We start from the raw sequence: 12,558 nt of genomic DNA, 5'->3' as shown, positions 1-12,558 counted from the left end.
GCATCCTCTACTCGCCGGCGAGGTCCTCCAGCGCGGCGAGCATGGTGCGCACGGGAACGCCGGTCGCGCGCTTGGGCGTGTAGCCCCACGGCGAATTGGTGTTGAACGCCGGGCCGGCGACGTCGATGTGGACCCACTCGACGTCGTCGGCGACGAACTCGCGCAGGTACGCGGCGGCGACGCTCATGCCGCCCTCGCGGGAGTTGGACACGTTGCGCAGGTCGGCGACGGGGGACTTCAGGCCCTTGGCGAGTTCCTCGGGGATGGGCATGGCCCAGCCGCCCTCGCCGGCCTCGCGGGACAGTTCGGCGACGCGGTCGCGGAAGTCGTCGGTGCCCAGCACGCCCGGCGTGCGGCCGCCGAGGGCGACGAGCTGCGCGCCGGTGAGCGTCGCGGTGTCGATGAGGTGGGTCGGACCGTCCTCGCAGGCGCGGACGATGGCGTCGGCGAGGATCAGGCGGCCCTCGGCGTCGGTGTTGAGGATCTCGATGGTCTTGCCGCCGTACTGAGTGATCACGTCGCCGGGGCGGTAGGCGCGGCCGCCGGGCATGTTCTCGGCCATCGGGATGGTCGCGGTGACGGGGACGTTCAGGCCCAGACGCGCCGCGAGGACCACGGTGGCGATGACCGCCGCCGCGCCGCCCATGTCGGAGATCATGTTCTCCATGTTGGCGCCCGGCTTCAGCGAGATGCCGCCGGTGTCGAACGTGACGCCCTTGCCCACCAGCGCGACCTTCGCGGCACCGTCGGCGGCGCCGTCGCCGCCGTTCCACGTCATGCGCACCAGGCGCGGGCCGCGCACGGAACCGCCGCCGACCGCGGTGAGGCCGCCGAAGCCGCCGGCCGCCAGCGCGTCGTCGTCGAGCACCTCGACCTCGAGGCCCGCGGCCTCGCCCAGCTTCGCCGCGGCGTCCGCGAACACCTCCGGGTACAGGTGCGACGACGCGGTGTTGACGAAGTCCCGCGCCGTGGCCACCGCGTCGACGACGGCCGCCGCGCGCTCCACCTCGGCCTCGGAGGCGCCGAGCACGGTGACCCTGCGATCCTTGCTTTCCGACGCCCCGGCGCCCGCATCATCGGCGTCGGAACCGGAAGCGGCCGCACCGGAGGCGGAGTCGGAGTCGGAGTCGGAGCCCTTCTTCTTCAACCCGCCGTAGGAGTACGCGCCCATGCCGAAGCCCTCGGCGGCAGCGGCGGCGTCGAGCTCGCCGAGCGCCGACACCACGTGATCGGCCGAACCCAGCGCACGCGCCGCGGCACCCGAGGCACGGCGGATGGTCTCCGAATCCGGGTCGCCGTCGCCCAGGCCGACCGCCGCGATCGACGCGACGCCCAGGCCCTCCGGCGCCGGAATGCGGGTGACCTTCTCCAACTTCGCCGACGCGCCCACGGCCTCCAGCTGCGCCAGCACGCCCGCGGCGGCGTCGCCCAGGACGGACGACGCGACCAGCTCCAGATCATCGCCGTCGAGCAGCGCCACGAGCAGACAATCCGCGCCAAGATCCGCGAGGTCACGGCCATCGCCGGCCTCGATCGAAATGCGCGTGCCCGTCGCCGGGAGCAGCTGCCCCAGCACTTCGGAATTGGGGGTGGCGAAACCATTGGTGCGGGAATCGGTCATGCGAACGCTCCTCTAATCGGGTCGATTGGATCGGGGGACCGGCGGCGTCGCAAAGCAACCCGCCGATCCCGGTGAATCGCCCCCAACCGTACCGCCGCAACCGGATCACGCGCCGGGGCCCGGCAACCCTCCCGCCGCCGCGCGTCTACGATGTACGCCATGGCAGCCACGACTTTCGACATCGTTCGCAACGAGGATCCCCGCTCCGACGAGGAGCGCGCCCGCATCCTGGCCAACCCCGGGTTCGGCCAGCACTTCACCGACCACATGGTCCGCATCGACTACGACGTCGACCGTGGCTGGCACTCCGCCCGCGTCGAGCCCTACGGCCCGCTGACCATGGACCCCGCCTCGTCGGTGCTGCACTACGGCCAGGCGATCTTCGAGGGGCTCAAGGCATACCGGCACGCCGACGGGTCGATCGTCACGTTCCGCCCCGAGCAGAACGCCCGCCGACTCCAGCGCTCCGCCGTCCGCATGGCCATGCCCGAACTGCCCGAGGAAATGTTCCTCGAAGCCGTCCGCCTGCTCCTCGACGTCGACCGCGACTGGGTCCCCGAAGCCGGCGGCGAAGAAGCGCTGTACCTGCGGCCGATGCTCATCGCCAACGAAACCACCCTCGGCGTGCACCCGTCGACGTCCTACATCTTCCTGCTCATCGCCTCGCCCGCCGGCGCGTACTTCTCCCGCGGCATCAACCCCGTGAAGGTCTGGCTGTCGCACGAATACGTCCGCGCCTGCCCCGGCGGCACCGGCGACGCCAAATTCGCCGGCAACTACGCCGCCTCGCTGGCCGCCCAGGCCCAGGCCGAGGAGAAGGGATGCGACCAGGTCGTGTGGCTCGACGCCATCGAGCACACCTGGATCGAGGAAATGGGCGGCATGAACCTCGCCTTCATCTACGAGGACAACGAGGCCGAAGCCGGCGTCAAGCTGGTCACCCCGGCGCTGTCCGGCTCCCTGCTGCCCGGCATCACCCGCGACTCGCTGCTCACCGTCGCCCGCGACATGGGCATGACCGTCGAGGAACGCCGCATCTCCACCGCCGACTGGGAAAACGACTCCGCCAGCGGCAAAATGACCGAGACCTTCGCCTGCGGCACCGCTGCCGTGATCACCCCTGTCGGCGAGGTCGCCTCGCGCGACGGGTCGTTCAAGATCAACGACGGCGAGATCGGCGAGTGGACCATGAAGCTTCGCGAGCGCCTCACCGGCATCCAGCGCGGTGCCGTCGCCGACGAGCACGGCTGGGTGCGCACCATGGTCGAGGCGACGGGGGAGTAGCGCGGGAGTTTCGCCGGCCACCTTGCAGGTGCGCCAGTTCCAGCCGCCCACCCCATAGTTGCGCCAGTTCCAGCCGGCCACCTCGTAGATGCGGTCGGTGGGTCTCCGTTCGCGCCACAGTTGCGCCAGTTCCGGCCGTCCACCCCATAGTTGCGTCAGTTCCAGCGTCCCATCTCGTAGATGCGCCAGCTGCGTGCAGATGCGCCCGTTGCAACGGGCGTACTTGCACGCAGCTGGCGCATCTGGCGGTCTTGGCGGGGTGCAGCCGAGGCAGTCGAGATGTGGTCCCGCAGCCGAGGCGGTCCACGCGGTTGGGACGTGGGGCTCGAGTGGGGGATGGCGACCGTGCGGTGGCCGTGACGGGAGGGCGCGGGAGATGTGCCGGCGGGGCGCATGTTCCTGAGTTGGAGATTAGCCCGCGCTTAGTTTCTTCGACAATTCCACTGAATGAAAAGTGGAAATGTGGAATTGAATTCGACCCTCGTATGAGTGGCGCAATAAAGGCAAACGAAAATGCGCCCCGCGGCAGTCATTCCGCAAGGCGCATTCCGTAAAACCCGGAGGTCGAAGGTGTGCTCGTGTGTGGCGCCCCGGCAAACGGACGGCGCGAATTTAAATTGGGCGAGCCCCGAAACGAGCCTCCTACTCCGCCTCTCCGGCGGTGTGCCCTCAGTCTAAGCGCACCATTCCGATTACGTCAATGGTCAATTTTTCTTTTCGCCGTTTTGCGGTGGAAACGGGGGAGAAGGCACCCCCGACTCCGCGCGAAGCTGCTGGTCGCGGCGGGATCGGCGCAGGGTCGGAAGGTGGGATGAAGCAGGATCCTCCGGCGGCATCTGGTGGGCCCGGAGTCGGTCGACGGCCAAGGGACAGGCGAGGCGCCGGAGGAAGGGGGCGGGGTTCGACGCGGTGCCGGAGGTTGGGGGCGCATCAGCCCAACGCGAGGAATACCGCGGCGATCAGCGTGGACACCTGCACCGTCGCGCCCAGCACATCGCCGTTGACGCCGCCGAGGCGCCGCACCGCCACCCGGCCGAATCCGATCGTGAAGACCAGGGCAGCCGCGCACGCGATCACGCCCGCCACTCCCGCGAACACCCCTGAAACGACGGTCAACGGCACCCACCACGCCGCGACCGCCCACGTTGGCTGGGTCCCGGCGACGAGACTCCCGAACCCGGTCTGCGACATCGGCGGCAGTGATCGGTGGCACGCGGCCGTCGCCGCCGCGCGGCCGACGATGAACGGCAGCACGATGATCACGGCCGCCGCAACGACGCCAACCGGATCGACGTCCGCTCCGAGTACCCACGGAGCGGGGAACACCGCCGCGGCGAATCCATGGGCCAACACCGCGAACGCCGCCGCCTGCGCCACCAACGTCAATGTCACCGCCGCCGCTCCCATCGGCCCGGTGTCGGAGGAACGCAGAATCTCCCGCGCACCCTCCGGATCGCGGTAGGACCCCAGCGCATCGGCGACGTCGGCGAGCCCGTCGACGTGCATGGCGCGGGTCAGCAATTCCGCGGCGCACACCATCAGCACGCCGGCCAACACCGCCACCAGCGGGGACGTCGCCGCCGCAGCCGCCGCGGCAGCAGCGCCCGACATCGCTCCGCCGTCCGCGCCGAAGCCCACCGCCCCTGCGGGATCCCCGGCGGGCCCGAAGATCGAGGACGAACCGGCGGCACCGTGGGCGTCGTCAAGCCCCCCGGCCCAGGTCGGCAACCACCCGGCCGCGGCGCCCCCGAACAGCCACGCCAGGCCGGTGACCGCGAACGCCACGGCGACGGCGCCGAGCCCCGGCACGAGCCCGGCCACCGGCGCGGCGGCCAGCGCGCGGCGCCCCGTGATGCGGTCGAACACCGCCGCGCCGCGCATGGGCACGATGGTCAACCACGAAATCGCCGTGGCGACGCCCTCGGCAACCGCATTGCCATGGGCCGCGCGGTCGCCGTCGAGGGGAGCCCCGTCCGAGGGCCCGGCCTTGCCCGACACCGGTGCGGTCAGTCCCGCTGGGACGGCTGCTCGCCGCCCTCGCGTTGCCCGGGCCGGTCCTCCGCCGACGCCGCGGATACTTCCTCCGCCGGCGCTGCGGGAACGTCCTCCGCCGGCGGTGCGGGGAGTTCCGAAACGCTGGCGGCGGGCGCGGCACCGTCCTTCTCGGACACCCCGGCGTCGCCGAAGGTCGCCATCTCGGACAGCACGGCCACCGCATGCTTGAGAATCGGCAGCGCCGCCACCGCGCCGGAGCCCTCGCCCAGGCGCATGCCGTACTCCAGCAGCGGCTCCAGCCCCAGGTGCCGCAGCGCGATGGACTGGGCGGGCTCGGCGCTGCGGTGCCCGGCGACCCACCAGGCGCGGGCGCCCGGCGCCATCTGATCGGCCAGCAGCGCGGCGGAGGCGGCGACCACACCATCGAGGATCACCGGCGTGCGACGCACCGCGGCCTGCGCCAAAAACGCGGCCATCGCGGCGATGTCGGGGGAGGAGGCGCGCCGCAGCACCTCCACCGGGTCGTTGCGCAGGCGGCGGACGCGGAACATCGCGTCGCGCACGGCGGCGGTCTTGCGCTTCCACCCCTCGTCGTCGATGCCGGTGCCGCGGCCGACGACGACCACGGGCTCCGACCCGGTCACCGCGCCGATGAGCACCGCCGCCGGGGTGGTGTTGCCGATGCCCAAGTCGCCGGCGATGAGCAGGTCGGCACCTTCGTCGATGGCGTCGTCGGCGAGCTTCTTGCCCACCTCGATCGCGCGGTCGCACTCCGCCTGGGTCATGGCGTCCTCGGAGTCGATGGATCCGCAGGACCGGCGCACGCGGAACGGCCCTTCGGCGTCGTGGTCCAGCGAGATGTCCACGGACTTCACCGACGCGCCGGCCACTCCCGCGATGGCGTTGACCCCCGCGCCGCCGGCGTTGATGTTGGCGTGCATCTGAATGGACACTTCGGTGGGGTAGGCCGACACGCCGCCGGCGGACACGCCGTGATCGCCGGCGAAGACGACGACGCGGCAATCCTCCAACTGCTTCGGCGGGCACTGCCCCTGGCAGGCGGAAACCCAGATGCCCAGTTCCTCGAGCCGCCCGAGCGACCCGGCGGGCTTCGTCAGCTGAAGGTGGCGCTCGCGGGCGAGCTGCTCCACGTGCTCATCGGGGGCGACGACGGTACCGAAGCGATTGTTGGTCATGGTTCAAAAGATTATCCCAGCCCCCGGATGGGAGTCGGCGCGGCGGCGGTTTACTTCAGCGTCAGCGGCACGCCGGCGACGACCAGCACGACGCGCTCGCACACCTCGGCCAGGCGCCCGTTGAGCTCGCCGATCTCGTCGCGGAACAGCCGCCCCGAGCGGTGCTCGGGGATGACGCCCATGCCCACTTCCGGGGTCACGATGACCAAGTGCGGCTTTTGCTTGACGACGCCCGCCGCCTCGTCGGACGCCTGCATGTCCCGGTGCGGCGGGGTTCCGGTTTCGGTGTCGGCGACGCCCGAATCCCGGAAGTCCGCCCCCTGATCGGAACCCGGAATTCGGCTCGGACCGGCGCCCCAGTCGCGCACCGCCGCGACGAACTCATCCGTCCACGGCGCCACCGACCCGCGCGGCGCGTCCCAGAGCCCCTCCCGGTCGAACACGCCGGTCAGCCACGTGCCGACGTCATCGAGGAGAACCAGCGGCGCCGACCCCTCCGGCCCGATCGGGCGGCGCAGGGCCTCCACGGCGTCGACGTCGTCCACGGTGCGCCAATGCCCCGGCCGGCGCCGACGGTGCCCGTCGATGCGTGCGGAAAAATCGGCGTCGAACCCATCCGCCCCCGGCCAGGGCCGGGCCGTGGCCACGTAATCCACCGCGCCCTGCCCGGACGGCGAACCGGGGACCGCGTGGGCGTCGAAAAGCGACTCCGCCCACGCGGACTTGCCCGATCGGGCCCCGCCCAGGACGAGCGTGCGCATGCGCGGCCTAAATCTCGTCGCCGATGTTCTTCCGCGGACGCGGGGTGCGCAGGCGGCGCGGCTGCGAAGCACGCGAGTAGGCGTAGAAGCCCAGGCCCGCGCCCGCAGCGTCGGTGTCCGGGAAACGCTCGCGGACGACCTTGTTCGCCCGCTTGCCGATGGTGATCGCCTCGACGACCAAACCGATGATCATGAGCATCGAAATGATCGACGCAATGTTCGCGACCTGCGGCATCGCCTGGCCCACGAACATGATCAACAGCAGCACCAGCGCGAACGGCAGGAAAATGTTGGCGAAGAAACGGCGCGAATCCACCCAATCGCGCACCAGCGCACGCTCCGGGCCCTGATCGCGCGGCAACATGTACTTCGGATCGCCGGCGGCCATGCGCTCATCGGCGATGCGGCGCTGCTCGCGGCGCTCCGCGCGCTCCCGGGCCCGCAGCTCCTTCAGCTCCTCCTTGGACATGGAGGCCTTCTGCTGCTTGCGCTGCTCGCGGGCCTCCTTGCGCGTCTTCGGCGGCGTCACCGGGCCGCGGCGGATGCCGTGCGCGCGCTCGATTTCATTGCGCTTCGGAGTCGGACGGCCCTTCTTCGGCGTATACGCCTTGCCCTTGCCCGACCGCGCATGGTCGGCATCGTCCGCGGCGGGGACGTGGCCGCGATCGGCGGCATCGGCTGCGCCGGACGCGGTGGCGCCTGCCGCATCGGCTGCGGCGGCGTCCGTGGCGTCGGCGGCGGGGGACTCGTTCTTCTTCCAGGGCATCTTCACGGCCAACACCCTATCGGGCCTGCGCCGACGGCCCAAAGTGGCGCGCCGGTCGTGCCGCCTGCCGAGGTTCGCCGGGCGATGTGCTGCGGGGGTCGGGCGGGAGAACGGCGGGTATCCGGCGGGGGTTGAGCCACGGGAGAACGGTGCTGCGGGTATCCTTCGGCCATACCGGAACGCGGGCCACGCGGATCGGCGACCGGACGGGGCGTTTCGCCATCCCGAGAAAGGGTGGGCGCGGAACGTCCCCGGACCAGCCGCCGGAAATCCGTGCGGGCGATGGGGAATAACCCAACCCGCAGACGCGTTCCCCGGAGTAACCCAGCACCGCAATACAAGGAGCACCACGCTATGACCACCGCACAGACCACCGGCGTGACCCTGACCGACACCGCCGCCGCCAAGGCCAAGGCCCTCCTCGACCAGGAAGGCGCCAACAACCTGTCGCTGCGCATCTCCGTCGCCCCGGGCGGCTGCGCGGGCCTGCGCTACCAGCTGTACTTCGACGACCGGAACCTCGACGGCGACGTGTCCGAGGAGTTCGGCGGCGTGCGCCTCGTCGTCGACCGTCAGTCGGTGCCGTACCTGATGGGCGCCACCATCGACTTCGCCGACACCATCGAGCAGCAGGGCTTCACCATCGACAACCCGAACGCCACCGGCTCCTGCGCCTGCGGCGATTCCTTCAACTGATCGGTTGAACCCGGCGCCCGGTTTCGGGTGCCCCGCGCGCCCCGGTGCGGCGATGCCCGCCGCGGGTGCGCCGAAGTCCGCCGTGCGGACGTCGCATCTTCTCTTCGGATGCGCCAAAACCCGCCCCGACGTCATCGTCGGCGGCGGGTTTTTCGCGTTCTACGTGGCTGCGCTTCTGACGGACGCGCCGCCCCCAACAGCCCGCCCCTACAGGTGCACGGGGTAGTCGCGCTCCTCGATGTCGGGCTTGATGCGCCCCTCGATGAAGATGCCGTGCCACACCATGAACGCCAGGATCGTCCACAGGCGGCGGGAGTGGTCGCGCTCGGTCGGGTGGTGCTCGTCGAGCATCCGCAGCACCTGCGCCTTGTCGATCAACGCGTCGGTCTGCGACTCGCGGATGACGTCCTCGGCCCAGCCGCGCAGTTCGTCGCCGGCGAGCCAGTGTCGGATGGGCACGGGGAAGCCGAGCTTGCGGCGGTTGAGCACGTGCGCGGGCACGATCTGCTCCATCGCCTTGCGCAGGGCGTACTTGGTGGTGCCTTCGGCGATGCGCATGTCCACCGGCAGGGTTTCGGCGACCTTGAACACCTCGCGGTCGAGGAACGGCACGCGCAGCTCCAGCGAGTTGGCCATGGTGATCTTGTCGGCCTTGACCAGGATGTCGCCGCGCAGCCAGGTGAACAGGTCCAGGTGCTGCATGCGGGTGACGGGGTCCATGCCCGCGGAGCGGGCGTAGATGGGGGCGGTGACTTCGCGGTGGTCCCATTCGCGCTGGGCCCACGGCAGGACGCGCTGCAGCTGCTCCCAGTTGAAGGAGCGGGCGTTGCCGTAGTAGCGATCCTCCAGCGGGGTGGTGCCGCGCTGGAGCAGGGACTTGCCGCGCATGCCGTCGGGAAGGGCGTCGCCGAGTTTGGCCAGGCCGGCCTTCAGCGGGCCGGGGACGCGGTCGAAGCCGGCGAGCGACAAGGGCTCCTTGTAGATGGTGTAGCCGCCGAAGAGTTCGTCGGCGCCTTCGCCGGAGAGCACGACCTTGACGTGCTTGCGGGCTTCGGCGGCGACGAAGTACAGCGGCACCAGGGCGGGGTCGGCGACGGGGTCGTCGAGGTACCAGATGATCTTCGGGATGGCGGCGGCGAATTCCTCGGGGGAGACCACCTTGACGATGTGCTCCACGCCGATCGCCGCCGCCGACTCCGCGGCGACGTCGACTTCGGAGAAGCCCTTGCGCTCGAAGCCGGTGGTGAAGGTCAGCAGGTTGGGGTTGTGGCGCTTGGCCAGCGTGGCGATCGCCGTGGAGTCGATGCCGCCGGAGAGGAAGGAGCCCACGGTGACGTCGGCGCGCATGTGCTTGGCGACGGAATCCTCGAGCGCTTCGGCGATCTTGTCGAACACGGCCTGCTCGCCGCCCTTGGGCACGGGGCGGATGGGGAAGTTGGGGTGGAAGTAGCGGGTCTGCTCGACCTCGCCGCCCGGGGCGACGATGGCGGTGCAGCCGGACTCCAGGCGGCGGATGCCGGTGTGCAGCGACTCGGGCTCCGGCACGTACTGCAGGTCCACGTAGTGGACCAGGGCCCGCTTGTCGACGTCCTTGGCGTCCACCCCGAGTTCGGGCGCCATCTCGAGGATGGTCTTCTTCTCGGAGGCGAACGCGGTGCCGCGGTCGGTGGTGGCGTAATAGAGGGGCTTGATGCCGAAGGGGTCGCGGGCGAGGAACAGCTTCTTCTCGACGGTGTCCCAGATGGCGATGCCGAACATGCCGCGCAGGTGCTTGACCACGTCGGCGCCCCAGTGGTGGAAGCCGACGACGATCGGCTCGCCGTCGCCGGAAGTGTTGAAGGAATAGCCCGCCGCGGTCAGTTCCTCGCGCAGTTCCACGTAGTTGTAGATCTCGCCGTTGAACGTCATGGCGTAGCGCTCGGGCTGATCCTCCGGCCCCCACACGAGCGGCTGGTGCGAATGCTCGAGGTCGATGATCGACAGGCGGTTGAATCCGAACACGACGTCGGAGTCGTTCCAGGTGCCCGCTTCGTCGGGGCCGCGGTGTCGCATGCAGGGCAGCGCGCGCTCGATGGCGGGCACGAGGTCCGCCGCATCGGAGCGGGCCGTGAGAATTCCGAGGAGACCGCACATGGCTTGGGCGAACACCTTTCGTGGGGGGGTAATGGGACCGGTAAGACATTAGTCTTCATTCGGGCATGCGCGAATTCCCGCGCCGGACCTCCGCGACGCCGCCGTCGCAAAGCACTCCACCCGCGACACGCCCCCGCCGCCGACCGTGACCGGGATCACAATTTTGGGCGGCACCCCCGTGACCATGCCCCTTCTCAGCGTTTTATCAGGCCGTCTATACTGGATGACACCCCGTGGGGTCAGTCCGGTATGGAGAATTCACAGGAATGGGCTAACCTGCATGGGAAAGACGGAACTCTGATGGGTTCTTAAGGAATTGTGTGGATCAGGAAGGCAGACACACGTGAATCAGCGTAGAGAGTACGGAGCCGCCCGTAAGCTCGGCCTGCTCGGCGTCCTCGCCGGCAGTGCGACCCTGCTCGCCGGTTGCGACGTCACCCCGCCGGACAACGGCTTCTTCAAGCTGCTGCGTTTCGGCTGGCCGATGGGCGTCACCCCGGAGGCGCACGTCATGGGCAATTTCTGGGTCTGGGTGTGGGTCGCCGCCTGGATCATCGGCATTGCCGTGTGGGGCCTGACCAGCTACTCGATGGTCGGCTTCACCGCGAAGAAGGCGGAAAAGGCCGGCAAGGGCGAGTTCCCGCGCCAGACCGCCTACAACGTCCCCCTCGAGCTGGTTCTGACGATCATCCCGATCCTGATCGTCATGTCCCTGTTCTTCTTCACCGTCCAGACGCAGGACAAGGTCACCGCGATGGACAAGAACCCGGAGGTCGTCGTCGACGTCACCGCGTTCCAGTGGAACTGGAAGTTCGGTTACGCCAACGTCTCCGCTGACCTGATGGGCGGCCAGGCCTACGAGGGCCGCGACGTCCGCCAGAGCCCCGAGCAGTACTTCACCGACGAGCACGGCCACGGCGACGGCCCGAACCAGCGCGACTACCCGGTTCACGGCCAGTCCAAGCAGGATCGCTCGTACCTCCACTTCAACGAGGTCGAGACCCTCGGCACCACCGAAGAGGTCCCGGTTCTGGTTCTCCCGGTCGACACCCCGATCGAGTTCGACCTGGCCTCCGCCGACGTCGTCCACTCCTTCTGGGTCCCGGAGTTCCTGTTCAAGCGCGACGCCTTCCCGCACCCGGAGGCCAACAAGTCCAACCGTCGCTTCCAGATCGAGGCGATCTCCTCGGACATGATCAACGCCCGCCCGAAGGACAACCCGCGCGACGGCTACTCCAACGCCTTCGTCGGCCGTTGCGCCGAGATGTGCGGCACCTACCACGCGATGATGAACTTCGAGATCCGCGCGGTCTCCCGCGAGGACTTCACCAAGTACATGAAGTTCCGCCTGGACAACCCCCAGGCCTCCAACGCCGACGCCCTGAAGCACATCGGCCAGGAGCCCTTCGCCGTGTCCACCAGCCCGTTCAACTCCGGCCGCAAGGACACCCGCGATCTGGGTGACCGCGGCGCCAACACGGTCGACCTGAACGCGCAGAACTAACCGCCCGACGACTCCAGAAAGAAGTCAGACATGAAGTCCGCAGCCAAGCTGTTTTACGGCCTCACCGTGTTCCTGGGCGTTATGACCGTCGTGTACATCTTCGGCACGATGTACCTCCAGGACACCGGCAACATCATCAACGAGAACCACGGCCGCCTCGAGTGGGCCGGCGCCACCGGCCTGGTCATGGCCACCCTCCTGACCCTGTTCCTGGGCGTGTACTTCCACTTCACCGAGGTCCGCTCCGACATCACCCCCTCCGACTGGGAGGAGGCCGAGGTCGCGGATGGCGCGGGCACCCTGGGCTTCTTCTCCGCCAGCTCCATCTGGCCGTTCGTCATGACGATGGGCATCCTGCTGATGGGTTACGGCATCGCCTTCATGGCGTACTGGCTGATCGTTCTCGGCGCGGTCATCCTGATCGTGTCCGGCACGAAGCTCAACACGCAGTACATCACCCCGCCGGAGAAGCACTAGCTCACCGGCAGACCGCGACGGTGATCCACGCGATCACCTGACGCGGCCGCGACAAGACCCCGCCACCCGGCCTTCCGGTGGCGGGGTTTTCGCGTGCCCTGGGGCGGTCGCGGGGCTCAGTCCGG

The 12,558-nt window shown here is 69.5% G+C and carries 10 protein-coding genes; 4 read left to right on the top strand and 6 right to left on the bottom strand.

Annotated elements, in window-relative coordinates; genetic code table 11:
- Positions 1-7: 7 nt before the first annotated feature.
- Complete coding sequence (locus tag CHAN_RS08910; RefSeq protein ID WP_290288887.1) at positions 8-1,621, bottom strand: leucyl aminopeptidase; 1,614 nt, start codon at positions 1,619-1,621, stop codon at positions 8-10.
- Between the two features lie 159 nt (positions 1,622-1,780).
- Here CHAN_RS08910 and CHAN_RS08905 point away from each other — a divergent pair, with 159 nt between their 5' ends.
- Complete coding sequence (locus CHAN_RS08905; RefSeq protein ID WP_048742233.1) at positions 1,781-2,905, top strand: branched-chain amino acid aminotransferase; 1,125 nt, start codon at positions 1,781-1,783, stop codon at positions 2,903-2,905.
- A 930-nt stretch (positions 2,906-3,835) separates the two neighbouring features.
- On the opposite strand, the gene CHAN_RS08900 is transcribed toward CHAN_RS08905, so the two are convergent.
- From CHAN_RS08900 to CHAN_RS08885, 4 genes are read right to left on the bottom strand one after another with little or no spacing between them, the layout of a single operon-like run.
- Positions 3,836-4,903 carry an adenosylcobinamide-GDP ribazoletransferase gene (locus tag CHAN_RS08900; RefSeq protein ID WP_290288882.1) on the bottom strand — a complete coding sequence of 356 codons (1,068 nt, stop codon included), beginning with the start codon at positions 4,901-4,903 and terminating at the stop codon, positions 3,836-3,838.
- An 8-nt stretch (positions 4,904-4,911) separates the two neighbouring features.
- Complete coding sequence (cobT, locus tag CHAN_RS08895; protein ID WP_290288879.1) at positions 4,912-6,096, bottom strand: nicotinate-nucleotide--dimethylbenzimidazole phosphoribosyltransferase; 1,185 nt, start codon at positions 6,094-6,096, stop codon at positions 4,912-4,914.
- Positions 6,097-6,146: 50 nt separating this feature from the next.
- Positions 6,147-6,857, bottom strand: coding sequence for a bifunctional adenosylcobinamide kinase/adenosylcobinamide-phosphate guanylyltransferase (locus CHAN_RS08890; RefSeq protein WP_290288876.1), 711 nt, complete (start codon positions 6,855-6,857; stop codon positions 6,147-6,149).
- Between the two features lie 7 nt (positions 6,858-6,864).
- Positions 6,865-7,623 (bottom strand): DUF3043 domain-containing protein, encoded by a 759-nt coding sequence (locus tag CHAN_RS08885; protein ID WP_241485409.1) that lies wholly within the window; start codon positions 7,621-7,623, stop codon positions 6,865-6,867.
- Positions 7,624-7,977: 354 nt separating this feature from the next.
- Here CHAN_RS08885 and CHAN_RS08880 point away from each other — a divergent pair, with 354 nt between their 5' ends.
- A complete protein-coding gene (locus tag CHAN_RS08880; RefSeq protein ID WP_048742226.1) occupies positions 7,978-8,319 on the top strand; it encodes a HesB/IscA family protein in 342 nt (113 codons plus the stop codon).
- A 207-nt stretch (positions 8,320-8,526) separates the two neighbouring features.
- On the opposite strand, the gene asnB is transcribed toward CHAN_RS08880, so the two are convergent.
- Complete coding sequence (gene asnB / locus CHAN_RS08875) at positions 8,527-10,452, bottom strand: asparagine synthase (glutamine-hydrolyzing) (RefSeq protein WP_290288869.1); 1,926 nt, start codon at positions 10,450-10,452, stop codon at positions 8,527-8,529.
- Between the two features lie 343 nt (positions 10,453-10,795).
- Between asnB and ctaC the strand changes: the two genes are divergently transcribed.
- Positions 10,796-11,956: an aa3-type cytochrome oxidase subunit II gene (gene ctaC / locus CHAN_RS08870; protein ID WP_290288867.1), complete on the top strand. Its 1,161-nt coding sequence runs from the start codon at positions 10,796-10,798 to the stop codon at positions 11,954-11,956.
- A 30-nt stretch (positions 11,957-11,986) separates the two neighbouring features.
- Positions 11,987-12,433, top strand: coding sequence for an aa3-type cytochrome oxidase subunit IV (gene ctaF / locus CHAN_RS08865; protein WP_048742219.1), 447 nt, complete (start codon positions 11,987-11,989; stop codon positions 12,431-12,433).
- Positions 12,434-12,558 lie beyond the last annotated feature (125 nt).

The sequence above is a fragment of the Corynebacterium hansenii genome (genome assembly GCF_030408795.1).
GTDB lineage: Bacteria > Actinomycetota > Actinomycetes > Mycobacteriales > Mycobacteriaceae > Corynebacterium > Corynebacterium hansenii.
The sequence above is the reverse complement of the archived record's forward strand: the minus strand, read 5'-3'. Positions and strand labels throughout refer to the sequence as shown.

Coding starts and splice junctions, on each gene's coding strand:
- CHAN_RS08905 (WP_048742233.1), top strand. CDS start 1,781: ATGGCAGCCACGACTTTCGACATCGTTCGCAACGAGGATCCCCGCTCC.
- cobT (WP_290288879.1), bottom strand. CDS start 6,096: ATGACCAACAATCGCTTCGGTACCGTCGTCGCCCCCGATGAGCACGTG.
- CHAN_RS08890 (WP_290288876.1), bottom strand. CDS start 6,857: ATGCGCACGCTCGTCCTGGGCGGGGCCCGATCGGGCAAGTCCGCGTGG.
- ctaF (WP_048742219.1), top strand. CDS start 11,987: ATGAAGTCCGCAGCCAAGCTGTTTTACGGCCTCACCGTGTTCCTGGGC.
- CHAN_RS08885 (WP_241485409.1), bottom strand. CDS start 7,623: ATGCCCTGGAAGAAGAACGAGTCCCCCGCCGCCGACGCCACGGACGCC.
- asnB (WP_290288869.1), bottom strand. CDS start 10,452: ATGTGCGGTCTCCTCGGAATTCTCACGGCCCGCTCCGATGCGGCGGAC.
- CHAN_RS08880 (WP_048742226.1), top strand. CDS start 7,978: ATGACCACCGCACAGACCACCGGCGTGACCCTGACCGACACCGCCGCC.
- CHAN_RS08910 (WP_290288887.1), bottom strand. CDS start 1,621: ATGACCGATTCCCGCACCAATGGTTTCGCCACCCCCAATTCCGAAGTG.